Raw genomic sequence first — 16,717 nt, forward strand, 5'->3', positions numbered from 1 at the left:
GGTATGCTGTGCTATGGTTGCGAAGTCATTTTTGATGCTCGTGGTGGCCACGTTAATTGGTCCGGCGGTCGGAGTTGGGCTTTTCGTCCTCCTCAATACGATGTAGGGGCCGGCCGCATGGCGGTCGTCCAAAAACGGGAATAGCTGGGTGAGCCCCAACCAGGAAGGCTGGGCGCGCGCGTCCGCTTCTTCGCGGCTTCCCGCTTTGCGCGTGTCGCGCACGCGCTGCCAAATTTCCCCCGAGCTTCCGCCATAAACATTTTCTACGACAGCGAGATCGCCAGCGGCAGGTCCGGCTTGGCAATCTTTGAATTTCTGTCGCGTGATGCTGCTCCTTTTTCGCCTTGTCGCTTATGTGCGCGAGCTCTTGATCAGCATTCCGATGCGGTTCGCGAGCCTGTTTGGCGAATGGGTCGCTTTCAATCCTCGCCTCGGTCCATTTCGCTACGTCGCCCTCGCCGCTGCGGCTTACTTCGTATTTGCGGTTGTCCTCGTCTACGCTGTGGCTCCCGTGCGCGGTGTTGCGGGCCACTATCTGCTCGGAGAAAAGCTGCGCTACGACGCCGAGCGCTGGCTCGCCACCGCCATCTACGACCGCACCGGCGCTTTCGTTGGCACCTTCGACGCCCGTCTCGATAGCCAGCGCGACGTCAACTACACCGACGCGGCCATCGATGTCGGGACCTACACGGCCAACCCCGACCACAAGTCGATCCCCGTCCGCGAGGTGCCGCCCCAGTTCTGGCAATGCCTCGTGCACCACGAGGACCGCTACCTCGGCACCTGGCTCAACCCGTTCGGCATTGACCTCGCGGGCGTTCTCAAGATTCCCTATTCGTCGCTGCGCCGCTCGATCGCGTTGAAGCGTCCCAGCATTGGCGTCGGCGGCTCGACCCTGCCGATGCAGCTTGTGCGCGTGATCTACAACACCCCACCGCACAGCGGCGAAGGCGCGATGACGAAACTCTCGCGCAAGTTTTCCGAATGGTGGCTGGCCCCCGTTGTCTACTACGAGCTGACGCGCGGCGGTAATGCCTCACCGTTGAAGCAGTGGACCGCAAATCACATCTGGCTCGCGCAGCGGACCGGCGGCGCGCCGTTGCAGGGCGTGGAAATCACGAGCCGCGTCGTTTTCGGCAAGGACGCAAGCGCGCTTTCGAAGGCGGAACAGTTCGTTCTTGCCTCTGCGGTCAACAAGCCGATCATCCTGCTCTCAGGTGATGAGCGTCTGAACAAGGTGCGTCTCGACCGTTGGCGTTTCATCGTCGAGGTCCGCGCTCGCCTCTGCGCCGAAGCGCTGATTTCCGATGAGGCCGAGAAGAAGCAGGTGCTCTTCGAGTTGATCGCCATGGCGGGCGGCCCGCCCGATCCGAAGGTGCGGCCGAAGCTGCAGGCCGCCCTTGATCGGTACGCGCCCGATCAGGCCCGCCGAGCGGAAGCTAACCCGGTCGCTCGCGCCAACGCACTGATGCCCGCAGCGCGCTTCGGGCTCCGCGAGGAGATGAAGGAGCTCTATGGCTTCGCTTGGCGCGAGCACGTGCGCGGTGTGACCGCCACCTTCGACGCGGCGGCGAACCTGGCGTTTCACGACAAGATCAAAGCAGGTCTCGCGAAGATCGATGAGTCCGTTCGCCAAAAAATCAATCCCGGCTTCACCCTAGATCCTGCGCGCGTTGGGGCGGACTTGAAATTGCCGACAATCACTGTTGTCGCCGCCAATGCCAAGGGCGAGATCGTCCGCTACTACGAAGCTGGCGAAACCGCGCCCTACTTTGGCGCCTCAGTCGCACGAGATCCCGCCACCGGCTATTATCTGCCGTCGCGTGATCCGCGCATGATCGCCTCGACCGGCAAGATGATCGCAGCCATAGCAATTTCTAACAGCGGCCGCGACAGCACCGGATCGCTCTACGTTGACACCGAGGCTCCGTCACACGGTTTGGACACCTGCGCCAAAGGGGGCAGCCGGTACGGCCGTCGCGCCATCGTCGCTTTCGCCTGCTCGCTCAATTCGCCGCTGATCAATCGCGCGGCGCTGGCCGGGCAGACCCGGATCAAGACTCTGATAGATGCGTTCGGATTCTCAATGCCGCCATCAGATGCGTCCGGACAGGGTACGCCTCCGTCGACGGCAGCGGTGCTCGGGCAGATCTCCGGCTCACCACGTCGCGTGCACCACATGTCGGCAGTAATCCTCGCATCCCTCATTGGTCGTGGCGCGACGCCCGTGCGCGAGCCAACTCTGGTGAAGGGATATGATTTCACGAATCCGGACGAGCGCGGCGAGAAGCACGCAGATGTCGGCGCACCCATCATTCCCAATCGCCTCATTCAGCGCCGCGCCACGCCGTTGCTCCGCGCGCTGCTCTCCGCACCACTTTGCTACACGGTCAACGGCACGCCGATGGGAACGCTGAAGTCGCTTTCCTCCTGGTGCGCCTCGCGTCACAAGGGCTTGCGGCTTCACTTTGCCAAGACCGGCACCCAGGTGACGGCGGACCCCAACGCTACAGTCGATGTTTGGACGAGTGGCGGCCTGCAGTTCACGAACGGAGCGGCCTATTCCTACGTCGTGGTGGTCGGAACAGGTTCCGGATCCGAGCCGTGGGCCACCAAGGTGCACGCAGCCGATGTTGCCGCGCCGCTGCTCGAAATTCTGCTCGAGGACCTGTCGCGTGATGCGCGTGAAAATCCGATGCGGGGATTGCTCCCGCCAAAGGCATCTCCACGTCCCGTCGCAAGCAATGAGGGAGCGGCGGTAGAAGATGCGATGACACGCGCCCTCAATCTGCAGCAGCTCCGCTGAACCAGACATCCCGCGCCTAATACACGCCTGGCAAGAAGCGCCACGTCCTTTGCGCGAAAGTGGCGTAGCTTTCGCCGAGACGAGCCGTGAGGAGGCGCTCCTCTTTTCTCGCGGCGAATTTGTAGGCCGCGACCATGACCCCCGCCATGACGAAGGCGCTCGGATCGAAGGAAGTAAGTGGCAGCCAGCTTAGCCAGTAGAGAATGTACGACGCATAGAACGGGTGCCGGATAATGCGGTAGATGCCGCGATCGACGACCGCGTCGGGAGTGCGGTCGCTGAACGCGAGAGAGAGGCCGCCGTTCTGTGTGGCGCGAACAGCCGCGAAGAAAAGAATGAAGGCGGCAAGCGAGATGGCGATGGCAAGGTCAGCATCCAACCCAACGTCGTAGCGATGCGCGATGGCGTGCCAAACGTTGAGACCAGTACCTGCAATCGTCGCGATTGTCAGAAGGGTCGCACCGCGGGGCTCACGTTCTTTGCGCGCAAAGTGCCGCGCCGACGCCCACGCACCGACGCCGAGAAAGAGCATGTTGACCACGAGAGCGATTTCGACAGGCATGCGATCTGATGCCTTCGTTGAGGCCATGCGGGCCGATTTTTTCGAAGCTGTGAAACGGAGGGCCGCTCTGGCCACTTGTCGGTCCGTCCGGGCATATGGGGGAACGGCCAAACGAATGCTAGACGTCTTGCCAGACTGTAAGTTTCGTAAAGTGGCTGACGAAAGCCTAGACCTCGAACACAACGGCGCCGCCGGTGAGCCCGGCACCAGCCGCAGTAAGAAGAAGACGCTCCCCAGGCTTGAAGGCGCGCTGCTCCGAGGCAATCGAGAGCGAAAGCGGAATGGTCGCGGCTGAGCTGTTTGCAAACAGTGCGACCGTTGAGATCATCTTTTCGTCGGGGACACCGAGCTGCCGCTGGACGGCACCGATGATGCGGGCGTTGGCTTGATGCGGGACAACGAAGTCGATGTCCTCGAGATCGAGACCTGCACGCGCAAGCGCTGCCTGCGCCGCGCTTGTCATGATTTTTACGGCACGCGTGAAGACGGCTCGCCCATCCTTGATGTGCATGAGCGTGGCGGTAGGATCGAGATCTCCCTTGAAGGGACGGCGACTGCCTCCCGCCGGAATCTGAATGAGATCGTATGCCGATCCGTCAGATGCGAGATGGACCCCGCGCACGCCGCTGTTCGCTCGCTCCGATGGAACGAGCAAAGCCGCGCCCGCACCATCTCCGAACAGGAGTGCGCTTTTCGGATCGTTGAGGTTGAGGCGTCGAGAAAGGATGTTGGCGGCGATCACGAGCGCGGGCGCACGGTTCAAGCGCACGAAGCTTTCGGCAAAAGTCAGGGCGTAGAGAAACCCGCCGCACGCTCCGGCCATATCGATGGCCCCTGAGCCCGTCATTCCGAGTTGGTGTGCCACGAGGGGGGCCGATGGAGGCAGGAGGTGGTCAGGAGTGGACGTGGCGAGAACGAGGAGCCCGATTGTGCTGCGGTCGATACCGGCGCGGGCAAGGGCCATCTCGCCAGCCTTTGCGGCGAGATCCGAGAGTGCCTCGTCCGGCGCGGCGAAGCGCCGCTCGACGATGCCCGTACGCCGCTCGCTCCAGCCGGCTTCAACGCCAAGCCGGGCCTCGATTTCCGCATTTGTCACGCGCCGCTCGGGCGCATAGTGTCCGAGCGCAAGAAGTGCCGATCCCATGCCCCTTCCTACAGGCGGCCTATTCCCCCGCACAAGGTCCAAATCACCTCATGACTAAGCCCATCCTGCTCGTGGCCGCCGCGGCGCTGGTCGATTCCGACAACCGGGTGCTTCTGTCCAAGCGGCCGGAGGGTAAATCGCTAGCAGGACTGTGGGAGTTTCCCGGCGGGAAGGTCGATCCGGGCGAAACACCCGAGGAGGCGCTGCGCCGCGAGCTCAAGGAAGAGCTTGGCGTTGACGTCTGCGAGACGTGCCTGGCGCCGTTTACATTCGCGAGCCATAGCTACCGGGATTTCCACCTCCTGATGCCGCTGTTCCTGTGCCGCAACTGGGAGGGCGAGGCGGAGCCGCGCGAAGGCCAGGAGATCGCATGGGTTCGCGCCAAGCGTCTCGCAGACTATCCCATGCCGCCGGCCGATGCGCCGTTAGTACCCTGGCTGCGGGACTTGCTGGGCTAAACCGGCGTTGACTAGAGTTTTTGCTCGCGCACGCCGAGAGCGTCTGCAAGGCGGGCCTGCGCAGAGCCCGGTTTGAGCGGCTTCTGCTGGCTTTCGTGCGGGACCCAGGCTGTCAGCGTGAGAATCTCGAAGGTGGCTGGGACGCGTCCGTTGTCGAGCGCAAAGCGCTCCGCATAGATCTCCGCGGCACGAAACAACAGCCTGCGAGTGACGGGCACGCGGCGCCGGTCCGTGAGCATATTGGCGCAACCCATGCCTTTGATCTCGCGCATCAAGGCGAGTGGGTCGGCGTAGGTCACGACAACCGTGTCCGAATCGACCACGGGCAGCGCGAAGCCCGCGCGTTGCAGAAGGCCACCCAGATCGCGCACGTCCGCAAACGGGGCCACGCGCGGGGAGGCGCCTCCGAGAATTTCGTCTTCGGCTGCAAGCCAGGCTTCACGAAGTTCGTACAGTGTTCGGCCGCCAAGCAGAGCAGCGAGCAGAAGGCCGTCAGGTTTGAGGGCCCGGCGGATCTGCACGAGAGCACCGGGAAGGTCGTCGACGAGGTGCAGAGAAAGCCCGGATACCACGAGGTCGAGGGATGCGGGTGCGAAGGGCAGCGCATCCAGGCGCCCAAGCACACGGGGCGCGGGCGCTTGGGCAAGCAGACGCTCGGCGGGATCGAACGAGACGATGGCCTCGATGCTGGGGTTCAAGGCCACGCGGCGGCCGAGGAGGCCATGATGGCACCCGAGATCGAGGGCGAACGGAAAGCTGCGCCGAACGATGGCCAGGCGCTCGCTCAGGTCCTCGGCGACCCGCTGCAACAGAAAATCGTGCGCGCCAGCCGTTGCAGCCGCCCGGTTGCGGCGGGCGGTGAGAAGCGTGGTGTCGAAGATGAGGTGCGGTTCGGACATGGGCCTGTGCTATCTATCCCGCACTAGACATAAGGGGATTGCCTCAATCACGCGAGTGGGGAGCAGAGCGTGCCCAAACGAGGCCCAGCTGATGGCACGGATGAAGACACCTTGGCCGAACCCCGTCCGGGCCTTTTTCGCCGGTTCTTGGGTGCCCTCTCCGACATCGTGATGCCGCCCGTTTGCCTGGTTTGCCGGACGCCCATCGGCGACCACGACGCCCTGTGCGCCCGCTGCTGGCGGGATATCGACTTCATCCGCCCACCTCTTTGCGATCGCCTTGGAATGCCGATGCCCTTCGACACCGGAGGGATCATGATATCGGCCGCAGCGGCCGCTGCGCCACCGGCCTATGACCGTGCCCGTGCGGTTGCCGCCTATTCGGGCTCGATGCGCACGCTCGTCCATGCTCTGAAATTCCACGACCGTCACGACACCCGGCGCCTGCTTGGCCAATGGCTGATCGAAGCAGGCCGTGATCTCGTGCCAGATGCCGAGATTGCGGTTCCTGTCCCACTGGCGCGCCGAAGACTGATGGCTCGCCGCTTCAACCAGGCTGCGATCCTGGCGCGCGAGGTCGCGCACCTCGGCGGCCTGCGCTACGAACCGCTGCTGCTGGAGCGGGCCCGCGCGACCCAAAGTCAGGTGGGTCTTTCGCGCGGCGCTCGCCAACGCAACGTGGCGGGAGCGTTCACGATCCCGGCCCGTCGTGCGTATCAGGTGCAGGGCCGCAAGATCCTGCTCATCGATGACGTTATTACCACCGGATCGACAGTCGGAGCCTGCGCCCGAACTCTGCGGCGGGCCGGTGCGGCGCGGGTGGATGTCCTGGCATTGGCGCTGGTCACGGATCGGGGCATCGTGCCGGCCTGAAAACGCCGAGAAATGTTGGAAAGTTGCCGCAAATCATTGTGACATGGTACCAAACCGCACTTTGCGGATCGAAATCGACCCGCTACATTTCGGGAGCGGATCAGGCTGGCCGTCAAGGAACTCTAGGAGACATGTCCAAAGTCACCATCTACACCTCCGCTCTCTGCCCCTACTGCCACATGGCTAAGGAGCTTTTGCGAGCGAAATGCGTGGCTTTCGAAGAGGTTGACGTAACCGGCAAGGCGGCGTTGCGCGCCGAGATGAGCTCGAAGGCGGGTGGACGCCACACCGTCCCTCAGATCTGGATCGGCGAACAGCACGTTGGCGGCTGCGACGACCTGATGTGCCTCGAGCGGAGTGGCAAGCTCGATCCCCTCCTGAGCGCGAGCAACTAAGTCGATGTCTGCGGAAACTCCCTCTAAGCCACTGCGCGTGGCGCTGGTCCAGATGTGTTCGGGCCGTGACGTGGCACGCAACATACGCGATGCGTCCGCGCTGATCCGCGAAGCAGCAAGTGGTGGCGCGAGCTACGTTCAGACCCCTGAGGTCACCACCCTGATGGAGCTGGATCGCGAGCGCCTGTTCGCGGCGGCGCAACCAGAAAGCGCCAACACGGCTCTCCAGCAATTCGTTGGTCTTGCAAAAGAGCTGAAGATTTGGCTGCACATCGGGTCGATGGTGGTCAAGGCGAGCGATGACAGACTGGCCAACAGGTCCTTTCTCATCTCTCCGCAGGGCGAGGTCACCGCCCGTTACGACAAGATTCACATGTTCGATGTCGACCTCCCCAACGGCGAGGTCTACCGCGAAAGCGCGAACTATGAGCCCGGCGCGCACGCCGTCGTCGCCGGCCTGCCCTGGGGTGCGCTCGGTTTCTCCATCTGCTACGATCTGCGCTTCCCGTATCTCTATCGTGCGCTGGCTCACGCGGGCGCCTCGTTCCTCGCCGTGCCGGCTGCGTTTACGAAGCTCACGGGCGAGGCCCATTGGGTCACGCTGCTGCGCGCCCGCGCCATCGAAGCCCAGTGCTTTGTCTTCGCCGCTGCTCAGGGCGGACTGCATGAGCATGGCCGCGAGACGTTCGGGCACAGCTTGGTCGTCTCCCCATGGGGGCAAGTCCTGGCAGAGGGCGGCGTTCACCCCTCAGTCATTTTCGCCGATATAGACTTGGGAATGATCGGAGACGTGCGTTCGCGCGTACCATCATTACGGCACGACAGGAAATTCGACGTCGTGCGCGCGGGTGCGACACCCGCGGCGGAGGTTTAGGCAGTGATCAAGTTTAGTTTGGTGTGCGGCGAAGGACACGAGTTCGAAGGCTGGTTTCAGAGCGGAGCCGCTTACGAAGCGCAGATTGCGCGCGAGCAGATTGTCTGCCCGCATTGTGGCAACCACGCTGTTCACAAAGGTATCATGGCGCCTGCCGTAGCCACCAAGCGTACGGTCTCGAGTGAGCCTGCTGCTGAGCCTCCACGCGATGTGCCCGCCGATGAAATTCTGAAGCATCTGCGCAAGGTCCGCGAAGAGGTCCACGCCAAGGCCGAGTACGTCGGCGGCAGGTTTGCGGAGGAAGCGCGCAAGATCCATTTCGACGAAAGCGCACCCCGCGGCATTTACGGCGAAGCATCCGCCGACGAGATCAAGGGATTGTCGGAAGACGGTGTGCCGTTCTTCCCGATGCCGCGTCTCCCCGAGGATCTCAACTAGTCGCGGCGCGCGTAGGCCTGCGCCAGCTCATTGATCATCGCCAGAAGTGGCGTTCGCCCGGTCACGCCGAGGCGATCCAAACGCACTGTCTCAATTTGCGGAAACGTTATGGTCGGCGCGTTGGGCGCAATCTTGATCTCGGCGCCAGTCGCGGAGCTGACCCGCTCCAGGATGTCGCGGTGTGTGGTGTTGTGGCCGAACGCGACATTGGTGATCGGCTCGGTCCCATCGGTGGCGATGGCTTCCAGGGCCCGTACGACATCGCCGACCCAAACGTAGTCCTTCTCCGACGCGAGGTCCGTACGGAGGTTCACCTGCATGCTCGCCGCAGCTTCGCGCAACACGTCGGCCAGGAAATTGGCCGACGCCAGATCGCGCCCGAACACATTCGAAAGACGCGCCACACGCGCGTTCGATAGCCCCGACCCGAGGCAGGCGGCCTCGCCCATCAGTTTCGAGAGATTGTAGAGGTGATCGGGGTTGCCGGGGTACGCTGCGATCGGAACCTGCTCGTCCGTTGCGGCGGCCGTTCCGTACACACGCGTCGATGACAGGTAGACGAACGAAGAGAATTTCGAGTTACGCAAAACCTCTGTCAAAAGGCTCACGTGCGCGTCGATAGTCTCGAAGGGGCGCGATCGAAAATCGGCCGTGAGACCGATTGCGTAGAATGCGTGACCGAGATCGGCACCGCGCCAAGAGGCGTCTCCGCGCACGATCTGGCGCACGGCGTAACCGCGTACGCGTAGATGTTCCACAAGTGCCCGCCCGACGAATCCATGCGCGCCGAAGACGGTCGCCCTCAGGTCCGCCATGAGACAGTCCTCGCCGGCGCTCCGACGTTGATCGAATACTCGGGGAGCTCATGCCGGACGACGGATCCCGCGCCGACGACAGCGCCTCGCCTAATGATGGCGCCGTCAAGCAGCACCGAGTTCGCACCGATCCACACATCGTCCTCGATGACGATGCCGCCGCGGCTGGGGCTGAACCCTTGCTCGCGGATGAGGCGGCTCCGGTCGCGGACCTCATGATTGGTCGGGGCCAACGTGCAATTCGCCGCGATGAGAACATTGACGCCGATGCGGATGCCATGACCCGTATACAACACGCACCCCGAATTGATGAACGATCCGGCGCCAATCAGCACGTCGCCGTTGCCGCCCGCCGGTTTGATCTTCACGAACGAGTCGATCGTCACGCCATCTTCGATCACGATCTTTGTTCCACGCGTCGAATCTTCGATATCGGCGAGCGGTGAGATCTTGGCCGTCGGCGAAATGATCAGCATGACACGGGCTCGAAATCGGCCAGCAAACCAAGGCCAGCGTCACGATCGGAGATTGCGGTGACCTCCGGCGACGGCCAACGAATTCCGAGGACCGGATCGTTCCAGAGAATGCCGTCCGCCAGGGCCGGCACGTACGGCGCCGAGATGTGATACGTCACGTCCGTATCGGCCGAGAGCGTCTGGAAGCCATGGGCGACGCCTTCAGGAATGTAGAGCATCTTGCGGTTCGCCGCCGATAGCTCCGTTCCGAACCATTGTCCGTAGGTCGCCGACCCAGATCGGACATCGACGATCACATCGAAGATGGATCCTGCCGTCACGCGAACGAGCTTGCATTCCGCAACGGGCGGCCGTTGCAGATGAAGCCCGCGAACAGTGCCGGCCCTCACGTTGTGAGACATGCTGATCTGATCGAGATGCGGATTGAGCCCTCTGTCCGCGAAGGTCTTCCCGCAGTACAGCCGCGCAAAGAAACCGCGATTGTCCGACACCGGCTCCGGCACGATCACATAGGCGCCGTCCAACGGAGTCGGTTGGAAGATCATGGGATGATCTTTGCTTCGGGAAGCGGCACGATGAACTTCCCACCCCATGCTCGGATTGCGTCCGACTGCACCATGATCTCGTCTTTGAGATTCCAAGGCAGGATCAGCACATAGTCGGGCTTCGTCTCGAAGATCCGATCCGGCGCGTAGACCGGAATGGCCGTTCCCGGCAGAAGAAGCCCCTGCTTGTGCGGGCTGGCATCGACCGCATAGTCGATGAAATCGCCACGTATGCCGCAATAGTTGAGCAACGTGTTGCCTTTGGCAGCGGCGCCATAGGCAACGACGCGCGCCCCCTGCTCCTTGAGCCCGATGAGCAGGTTGAGGAGCGCGCGTTTGGCATGGCGCACTTTTGCGGCGAATTCGCCGTAAACTTCGAGCCCGTCCAACCCTGCTTCGGCTTCGCGCGTCCGGAAGGCGTCGAGCCGCTCGGAAGCGGAAGGTGTGGTTCCGGAATGCCCTGCGAAAATACGGAGACTTCCGCCGTGCGTCGGCAACTCCTCGGCGTCGAACACCGTGAGGCCGTGCCGTGCGAAGAGGCGCTCGACAGCTAGCAACGACAGATACGAGTAGTGCTCGTGATAGATCGTGTCGAAGTAGCTGTTTTGGATGAGGGCCAAGAGGTGCGGGAATTCTATGGTGACGACGCCGCCGTCCTTCAGCAAGGTTTTGAGCCCGCCGACGAAGTCGTTGATGTCCGGCACATGCGCCAGCACGTTGTTGCCTGCGATGACGTCAGCCTTGCCGCTCGCCGCCACTTCGTGCGCCGTCTCGATGCCGAAGAAGCGCACCAGAGTCGGGATGCCGCGTTCGCGCTCGGCAACTTCCGCGCAATTCGCCGCCGGGTCAATCCCGAGCACCGGGATGCCTTGGGCCTTGAAGTACTGCAGCAGGTAGCCGTCGTTGCTCGCCACCTCGACGACCTTGGAGGTCGGGCCAAGACCAAAGCGTTCCGTCATCATCTCCGCGTAGCGACGGGCGTGCTCGAGCCAGGATTTCGAGTAGGACGAAAAGTAGGTGTAAGAGCCGTGGAAGTGGGTTTCCGCCGGCTGCACATCATCGATCTGCACGAGCTTGCAGGTTTCGCAGACGAACGTGCGCAGGGGATAGAAGGCCTCTGCCAGATGCGCCTCAGCGGGGAGCCGCATGGCGTTCGAGATCGGCGACATTCCAAGATCCACGAACACATGGCGGAGTGGCGTCCCACAGGCTCGGCAGGGTAAAGTGCGTGAGACGTCAGCCGGGCGATGGTCGTCAGCCATTGAGATACTCGTCGATCTGGCGAAGGGTAAGAATCTGCATGTCCTGGCCCTCATAGTAGGCCTTGTACCACGCGATAGTCTGATCGAGGGCCTGGCCGAGCCGCCACTGTGGCCGCCAGCCAAGGGCGGCACGCGCCTTTGCGCTGTCCACTTCGAGCAGGCGGGCCTCGTAGGGCTGAAAACGCGTGTCGTGATCCCAACGGGCTCCGTCCCCCCAGCGGGCGGTGATTGCGTCGGCAATGACGCGCACGGAAACAGCGTCATCCTGAGCGGGGCCGAAATTGAAGGTGAAAGGCTGTGGCAGCGTGCTGCGCTCGTCCACCAAGACCTCGGCAAGCCGCAGATATCCCGAAAGCGGCTCCAGCACGTGCTGCCACGGCCGCACCGAAGCCGGGTTGCGGATCATAAGCGTTTCACGCGTGGAGAAGGCGCGGATGGCATCGGGAATGAGTCGGTCTTCCGCCCAATCGCCGCCGCCGATGACATTACCGGCCCGTGCCGAGGCGAGAGCCGGCTGCCCGTCGCCGGAGAAATAGGAAGCGCGATAGGCTTCGACCACGATCTCCGTGCAGGCCTTGCTTGCCCCATAGGGCTCCTTGCCGCCGAGCCGGTCAGTCTCGCGATAGGCCCAAGCCCATTCGACGTTGTCGTAGACCTTGTCGCTCGTTACGACGACGCACGCTTTGACGCTGGGCGTCTGGCGAACTGCGTCGAGCACCTGCGCGGTGCCGACGACATTGGTGGAGAACGTATCCACGGGCTCTGCCCGCGCCGGCCGCACGAGCGCCTGAGCTGCGAGATGCAACACGATATCCGGGGTAGCCGCGGCCATCGCTGCGGTTAGGCTCGCCGCGTCGCGGATGTCCCCGATGGCGGAGCCACCGAAACCTGCGACGCGCGCAGCCGTGAAGAGATTGGGCTCGGAGGGCGGCGCCAGCGCATAGCCGGCCACTTCGGCGCCGAGCTGGCGCAGCAGCGCCATCAACCAGCCACCCTTGAAGCCGGTGTGGCCGGTAACGAAGACGCGGCGCCCCGCCCAGAACGTGTGCGACAGTGGCGCCGTGCCCATACTAGTTCCAGACCTGCCAGGGCGCCTTGCCCGACGACCACATGTCGTTCAAAAGCTGCATTTCGCGGTAGGTGTCCATGCACTGCCAGAAACCGCCATGCTGATGCACGGCAAGCTCGCCCATGGCCGCGAGGCGTTCCAGCAGGCCGGTTTCCAGCGGCTCGTTCAGCTCCGGATCCAGCATGTCGAAAGCGCGCCGATTGAAGACGAAGTAGCCGCCGTTGATCCAGCCTTGGGTCACCTGGGGCTTTTCCGAGAAGCTCGTGATTTTGCCGTCCTCGATGGCGAGCTCGCCGAAGCGCGACGACGGATGTACGGCGGTGACGGTCGCCAGCCGGCCCATGCGCTTGTGAGTTGCAATAAGGTCGTCGATATCGACGTCGGCGACGGCATCGCCGTAGGTCGCGAGGAACGTATCGCCTTCGATGTGGGGCAACGCTTTCAGGATGCGCCGCCCAGTCAGACTTTCCAGCCCCGTCTCGGCAAGGACGACACGCGCATCGAGGAGTTCCGAGTTCGCGGCCCGCCGTGCATAGATTCCGCCGGTGCGGATATCGATTTCAAGGTCATGCGCCCGGTGATGAAAATTGACGAAGTAGTCGCGGATCGCGTCGCCCTTGTAGCCGAGGCACAGAATGAAGCGTCCGACGCCGTGATGCCGATAGTGCATCATGATGTGCCAGAGGATGGGCTTTCCGCCGACCTCGACCATCGGCTTCGGCTTGAATTCGGTCTCCTCGCGCAAGCGCGTGCCGAGGCCGCCGCAGAGAATCAGTGCTTCCATTGATTCGCCCCCACCTGAAACGTCTAAGTCTCAGTAGCTACAGTTATTTCTCTCGCAGGCCATGGCGCATCGACATGGTCAGCGGCTCGAGTATGTAGTCGAGGACCGTGCGCGAGCCTGTCGGGATGATGACTTCGACCGGTGTGCCCGGCGTCAGCTTGACGTTGCCGAGGGTCTTGAGCTCCGACGGGTTGATATCCACGCTGACATCGAAGTAGAGCGCCTTTCCTTCGGGATCGGCCCGCGCATCCGCCGAGCGATTGCGCACGGTTCCATGCACAACCGGGAGACGGCGTCCCTGAGCCGTTAGAACACGAAGCTCGGCGTGCATGCCTTCATGGACTTCCATCGCGTCCGACGGTTTGAGCTGTCCTTTGATGACGATGCCCGATTCGGCCGGCACGATTTCCATCAGGCGTTCGCCCTTGCCGATGACCCCGCCGACGGTGTTGGCGCTGAGGCCGAGCACGTAGCCGCTGACCGGCGCACGGATGGCCGTGCGAGCCAGCGAATCCTTGGCGACGCGCTCGCGTTCGGCGGCATCCGAGATCTTGTTGCGTGCGTCTTCGATTTCCTGGGCGATCTTCAACCGGAAGTCGCTTTCGATCTGGCTGATCTGGTTCTCGAGCTGCCCAACGAGGTGCTCGAGCCGCGAGATATGCCCGAGATATTCCTGCTTCTGCCCATCAAGCGCTGCGGCCGCCCGCTTGAGCTGCATCACGGCGGAGTTCGTCGCGTAGCCCTTGTCGAAGAGCATCTGTTTCGGGCCAAGCTCTTCGTTGACCATGCGATACTGATAGTCGGCGGATTTCGCCTGACCTTGGAAGATCTCGATCTGGCTCTTGGCTTGCTTCACCTGCTCGCGAATGGTGCCGACTTGATTTTGATTGGCTCGACGCCGCGCCTCGAAAATTTGGGTCTGCGAGGTGAGGAGCTGGTCGACCGACGGTTCGTCGCGGCGCTCGATGAGCGAGGCCGGAAAGTCGATCGCATCGCGCTTGGCTGCTTCCGCCTCGAGGCGCGCCAGGACGGCGGTTTGCGTGGTGACGGTTGCGCTCTGGATCTCGAGAGCCGCACGCGGCTGAAGCTGATCCAGCCGAAGCAGCTCCTGCCCCTGACCGACGAATTCGCCCTCTTTGACAAGAACGGCGCTGACGATGCCGCCGTCCATATGCTGCACGGCCTTGCGGTTTCCATCGGCCGCAACGACGCCATAAGTAATGGCAGCGCTCTCGATGGAGCTGAGCGCGGCCCAGCCGCCGAGAAAGCCGAAGAACCCGATAGCGATGCCGACGCCGACCTTGATGAGATGGCCCGCTTGCCGGAAGTCGGTGCCGGTCGGAGGCGGCGGAAGCGCCGGTGGAACCGTCATTTTGGGCGGATCTCCGGCTTGCGATCCTGCAGCCTGGGAGAATTCCGCCTTGAGAAGCTCGAGTTTTGCCAACGCCTGTCTCATGCGCGCTCCGCAATGCGTTTCTGGGCGACCGGGAAGCCGGGCGCGATGCGCGGCATCACCCGTTCGACGGGACCGAAGTCGGCAACAGTGCCATTGGTAAGCACGAGCACCTTGTCGAGAGAGACCAGCATGCTGGGCCGATGAGCGATCATGACGACGGTCGTGCGCCGGGCTTTGAGCATGGCGAGCAGGTTTTGCAGAGCCGCCTCGCCGTCGCCATCGAGATTAGAGTTGGGTTCGTCCAGCACGACCAGCTTGGGATCTCCGAACACGGCGCGTGCGAGCGCGAGCCGCTGACGCTGGCCGCCGGAGAGCGGAGCGCCGGAGGCAAGAAGCCGCGTGTCGTAGCCTTGGGGGAAACCGAGGATCATGTCGTGCACGCCGGCAAGCCGGGCCGCCGCCACGATCGCCTGCGGATCTGCCTGGCGAAAGCGGGCGATGTTTTCGGCAATCGTACCTTCGAAAAGTTCGATGTTCTGCGAAACGTAGCCGGTGAATTCGCCGAACTGGCTGCGGCCCCACGACCAGACTTCAGCCCCATCAAGCCGGATGCTACCAGAGTCAGGCTTGATCGCGCCGACAAGAAGACGAGCCAGCGTGGACTTTCCGGCGGCGCTGGGCCCAACGATGCCCAGTGATTCGCCAGGCTGGACGGCGAAGGAGATGTCGCTCAAGACGGCCGCGCGTCCACCGGGAACCGTATAAGACACGCCTTCCGCCGAAAGCCGTCCCTCGGGAACGGGAAGCTCCATCGTTCTTGGCCGTGCGGGGGTCGCCAGAACCGCTTCGACGCGTCCGAGCGCGTCCCAGGCCGCAAGGATCTGCCGCCACACGCCGACGAGTTGGTCCACCGGCATCAGCGCACGCGTGCAGATGAGCGAGGCCGCAAACAGCGAACCCGGCGAAATCTCGCGCTCGACGGCGAGCCAGGCACCGGCGCCCATGATCAGAACCTGAAGGGCATAGCGTACAAATTTGATAACGCTAGAAATTCCGGAGTTTCGCGCACTGGCCTCGGCTTGCAGGCCGATGCCGCGGACACGGACATCGGCCCAACGGCGCGACAATTCCGGAAGCATCCCCATGGCGCGCACGGTTTCGGCGTTTCCGAGCACGCCTTCCGTCATCCTGTAGCTCTGTTCCGTGAGCCTCGACGATTCGCCGATCTTGCGGCCAACGAGGATCTGGTTCAGTGCGGCCAGCCCCATCACCAGCAGCGCGCCGAAGAGCGCGATCATGCCAAGCACGGGGTGAAGATAGAAGCAGGCGCACAGGAACAAAGGCGTCCAGGGCAGATCGAAGAGCGTGATGATCGCGCTGCCTGTTACGGCATGACGGACGGTATCGAGATCGCGGACGACCGCTCCCTTCGTCGCGCCTGGCACGTCGCCGTCACGTTCCACGAGGCGTTCGAAGAGCTGCGTCGACAACTGCGCGTCGAACTGAACACCGAGTGCCACGAGCAACCTGGCCCGGATCTCCTCGAGAGCGCTCGCCGCGGCGATGGCGCCCAGAACCGCGACCGTCAGGACGATCAGCGTCGCGCCGCTGCCACTGGGTAGGACGCGGTCGAACACCTGGATTGTATAGAGTGGGATTGAGAGCGTCAGCGCATTCACGAAAACGCTGAAACCAGCCGCCCATACAAGAAAGCGTTTATAGCCGGAAAGCCCGGACCTGAAAACAGGCAAGAGATTGCGCGTCATTTGATTGAAACATGCTCTTCCGCTGGAGGAGAATCACGGACGCGAACAATGACGCACACTACTCAGGTTTTATGTCGTCCGCATCAACAAGAAGTAGATGCATCTGCTGGCGCTCCAGGACGACAAATGGGAGCGGAAATAAGATTCATATTCAA

General features: G+C 62.9%; 17 protein-coding genes. 6 read left to right on the top strand and 11 right to left on the bottom strand.

The genetic code is table 11. From position 1 onward, the window contains the following. Positions 1-325: 325 nt before the first annotated feature. Positions 326-2,806: a transglycosylase domain-containing protein gene (locus VHO05_RS06780; RefSeq protein ID WP_329645834.1), complete on the top strand. Its 2,481-nt coding sequence runs from the start codon at positions 326-328 to the stop codon at positions 2,804-2,806. Positions 2,807-2,822: 16 nt separating this feature from the next. Here VHO05_RS06780 and VHO05_RS06785 read toward each other — a convergent pair whose 3' ends face one another. Both VHO05_RS06785 and VHO05_RS06790 read right to left on the bottom strand, forming a co-directional pair. Beyond that, complete coding sequence (locus tag VHO05_RS06785; protein WP_329645835.1) at positions 2,823-3,368, bottom strand: isoprenylcysteine carboxylmethyltransferase family protein; 546 nt, start codon at positions 3,366-3,368, stop codon at positions 2,823-2,825. 166 nt (positions 3,369-3,534) lie between these two features. Further along, positions 3,535-4,512, bottom strand: coding sequence for a beta-ketoacyl-ACP synthase III (locus tag VHO05_RS06790; RefSeq protein ID WP_329645836.1), 978 nt, complete (start codon positions 4,510-4,512; stop codon positions 3,535-3,537). A 50-nt stretch (positions 4,513-4,562) separates the two neighbouring features. Between VHO05_RS06790 and mutT the strand changes: the two genes are divergently transcribed. Further along, positions 4,563-4,970, top strand: a complete 408-nt coding sequence (gene mutT / locus VHO05_RS06795) for an 8-oxo-dGTP diphosphatase MutT (RefSeq protein WP_329645837.1) — start codon at positions 4,563-4,565, stop codon at positions 4,968-4,970. Positions 4,971-4,981: 11 nt separating this feature from the next. Here mutT and VHO05_RS06800 read toward each other — a convergent pair whose 3' ends face one another. Beyond that, the gene (locus tag VHO05_RS06800; RefSeq protein WP_329645838.1) at positions 4,982-5,869 is read right to left on the bottom strand and encodes a methyltransferase domain-containing protein; all 888 of its coding nucleotides are present in this window, start codon (positions 5,867-5,869) and stop codon (positions 4,982-4,984) included. A 69-nt stretch (positions 5,870-5,938) separates the two neighbouring features. Between VHO05_RS06800 and VHO05_RS06805 the strand changes: the two genes are divergently transcribed. The 4 genes from VHO05_RS06805 (at position 5,939) to VHO05_RS06820 (ending at position 8,449) form a co-directional block, all read left to right on the top strand. Further along, positions 5,939-6,742 (top strand): ComF family protein, encoded by an 804-nt coding sequence (locus VHO05_RS06805; protein WP_329645839.1) that lies wholly within the window; start codon positions 5,939-5,941, stop codon positions 6,740-6,742. A 131-nt stretch (positions 6,743-6,873) separates the two neighbouring features. Further along, entirely contained in the window at positions 6,874-7,137 is a 264-nt protein-coding gene (grxC, locus tag VHO05_RS06810) for a glutaredoxin 3 (RefSeq protein ID WP_329645840.1), read from the top strand. A 4-nt stretch (positions 7,138-7,141) separates the two neighbouring features. Next, complete coding sequence (locus VHO05_RS06815) at positions 7,142-8,011, top strand: carbon-nitrogen hydrolase family protein (protein WP_329645841.1); 870 nt, start codon at positions 7,142-7,144, stop codon at positions 8,009-8,011. A gap of 3 nt (positions 8,012-8,014) precedes the next feature. Continuing rightward, positions 8,015-8,449, top strand: coding sequence for a DUF1178 family protein (locus VHO05_RS06820; protein WP_329645842.1), 435 nt, complete (start codon positions 8,015-8,017; stop codon positions 8,447-8,449). Here VHO05_RS06820 and VHO05_RS06825 read toward each other — a convergent pair. From VHO05_RS06825 to VHO05_RS06860, 8 genes are read right to left on the bottom strand one after another with little or no spacing between them, the layout of a single operon-like run. Next, positions 8,446-9,264, bottom strand: coding sequence for an SDR family oxidoreductase (locus VHO05_RS06825; RefSeq protein WP_329645843.1), 819 nt, complete (start codon positions 9,262-9,264; stop codon positions 8,446-8,448). The genes VHO05_RS06820 and VHO05_RS06825 overlap by 4 nt on opposite strands. After that, positions 9,252-9,740 (bottom strand): acyltransferase, encoded by a 489-nt coding sequence (locus VHO05_RS06830; protein WP_329645844.1) that lies wholly within the window; start codon positions 9,738-9,740, stop codon positions 9,252-9,254. The genes VHO05_RS06825 and VHO05_RS06830 overlap by 13 nt, the downstream gene beginning before the upstream one ends. Continuing rightward, positions 9,734-10,285: a dTDP-4-dehydrorhamnose 3,5-epimerase gene (rfbC, locus tag VHO05_RS06835; RefSeq protein WP_329645845.1), complete on the bottom strand. Its 552-nt coding sequence runs from the start codon at positions 10,283-10,285 to the stop codon at positions 9,734-9,736. The genes VHO05_RS06830 and rfbC overlap by 7 nt, the downstream gene beginning before the upstream one ends. Then, positions 10,282-11,547 (bottom strand): class I SAM-dependent methyltransferase, encoded by a 1,266-nt coding sequence (locus VHO05_RS06840; RefSeq protein WP_329645846.1) that lies wholly within the window; start codon positions 11,545-11,547, stop codon positions 10,282-10,284. The genes rfbC and VHO05_RS06840 overlap by 4 nt, the downstream gene beginning before the upstream one ends. Beyond that, the gene (rfbG, locus tag VHO05_RS06845) at positions 11,540-12,616 is read right to left on the bottom strand and encodes a CDP-glucose 4,6-dehydratase (protein ID WP_329645847.1); all 1,077 of its coding nucleotides are present in this window, start codon (positions 12,614-12,616) and stop codon (positions 11,540-11,542) included. Before rfbG ends, VHO05_RS06840 begins: the two co-directional genes overlap by 8 nt. A 1-nt stretch (position 12,617) precedes the next feature. Further along, positions 12,618-13,400 (bottom strand): sugar phosphate nucleotidyltransferase, encoded by a 783-nt coding sequence (locus VHO05_RS06850; protein ID WP_329645848.1) that lies wholly within the window; start codon positions 13,398-13,400, stop codon positions 12,618-12,620. A 43-nt stretch (positions 13,401-13,443) separates the two neighbouring features. Next, on the bottom strand, positions 13,444-14,856 hold the full coding sequence (locus VHO05_RS06855; RefSeq protein ID WP_329645849.1) for an HlyD family type I secretion periplasmic adaptor subunit: 1,413 nt from the start codon (positions 14,854-14,856) through the stop codon (positions 13,444-13,446). After that, positions 14,853-16,562 (bottom strand): type I secretion system permease/ATPase, encoded by a 1,710-nt coding sequence (locus VHO05_RS06860; protein ID WP_329645850.1) that lies wholly within the window; start codon positions 16,560-16,562, stop codon positions 14,853-14,855. The genes VHO05_RS06855 and VHO05_RS06860 overlap by 4 nt, the downstream gene beginning before the upstream one ends. Positions 16,563-16,717 lie beyond the last annotated feature (155 nt).

The organism is Hyphomicrobium sp. (genome assembly GCF_036262015.1).
GTDB lineage: Bacteria > Pseudomonadota > Alphaproteobacteria > Rhizobiales > Hyphomicrobiaceae > Hyphomicrobium_C.

What these genes read in the sequence shown, in the direction of transcription:
- VHO05_RS06780 (WP_329645834.1), top strand. Translation starts at nt 326, where the DNA reads ATGCTGCTCCTTTTTCGCCTTGTCGCTTATGTGCGCGAGCTCTTGATC.
- VHO05_RS06800 (WP_329645838.1), bottom strand. Translation starts at nt 5,869, where the DNA reads ATGTCCGAACCGCACCTCATCTTCGACACCACGCTTCTCACCGCCCGC.
- rfbG (WP_329645847.1), bottom strand. Translation starts at nt 12,616, where the DNA reads ATGGGCACGGCGCCACTGTCGCACACGTTCTGGGCGGGGCGCCGCGTC.
- VHO05_RS06855 (WP_329645849.1), bottom strand. Translation starts at nt 14,856, where the DNA reads ATGAGACAGGCGTTGGCAAAACTCGAGCTTCTCAAGGCGGAATTCTCC.
- VHO05_RS06825 (WP_329645843.1), bottom strand. Translation starts at nt 9,264, where the DNA reads ATGGCGGACCTGAGGGCGACCGTCTTCGGCGCGCATGGATTCGTCGGG.
- VHO05_RS06830 (WP_329645844.1), bottom strand. Translation starts at nt 9,740, where the DNA reads ATGCTGATCATTTCGCCGACGGCCAAGATCTCACCGCTCGCCGATATC.
- VHO05_RS06785 (WP_329645835.1), bottom strand. Translation starts at nt 3,368, where the DNA reads ATGCCTGTCGAAATCGCTCTCGTGGTCAACATGCTCTTTCTCGGCGTC.
- VHO05_RS06850 (WP_329645848.1), bottom strand. Translation starts at nt 13,400, where the DNA reads ATGGAAGCACTGATTCTCTGCGGCGGCCTCGGCACGCGCTTGCGCGAG.
- VHO05_RS06790 (WP_329645836.1), bottom strand. Translation starts at nt 4,512, where the DNA reads ATGGGATCGGCACTTCTTGCGCTCGGACACTATGCGCCCGAGCGGCGC.
- rfbC (WP_329645845.1), bottom strand. Translation starts at nt 10,285, where the DNA reads ATGATCTTCCAACCGACTCCGTTGGACGGCGCCTATGTGATCGTGCCG.
- grxC (WP_329645840.1), top strand. Translation starts at nt 6,874, where the DNA reads ATGTCCAAAGTCACCATCTACACCTCCGCTCTCTGCCCCTACTGCCAC.
- VHO05_RS06860 (WP_329645850.1), bottom strand. Translation starts at nt 16,562, where the DNA reads ATGACGCGCAATCTCTTGCCTGTTTTCAGGTCCGGGCTTTCCGGCTAT.
- mutT (WP_329645837.1), top strand. Translation starts at nt 4,563, where the DNA reads ATGACTAAGCCCATCCTGCTCGTGGCCGCCGCGGCGCTGGTCGATTCC.
- VHO05_RS06815 (WP_329645841.1), top strand. Translation starts at nt 7,142, where the DNA reads ATGTCTGCGGAAACTCCCTCTAAGCCACTGCGCGTGGCGCTGGTCCAG.
- VHO05_RS06840 (WP_329645846.1), bottom strand. Translation starts at nt 11,547, where the DNA reads ATGGCTGACGACCATCGCCCGGCTGACGTCTCACGCACTTTACCCTGC.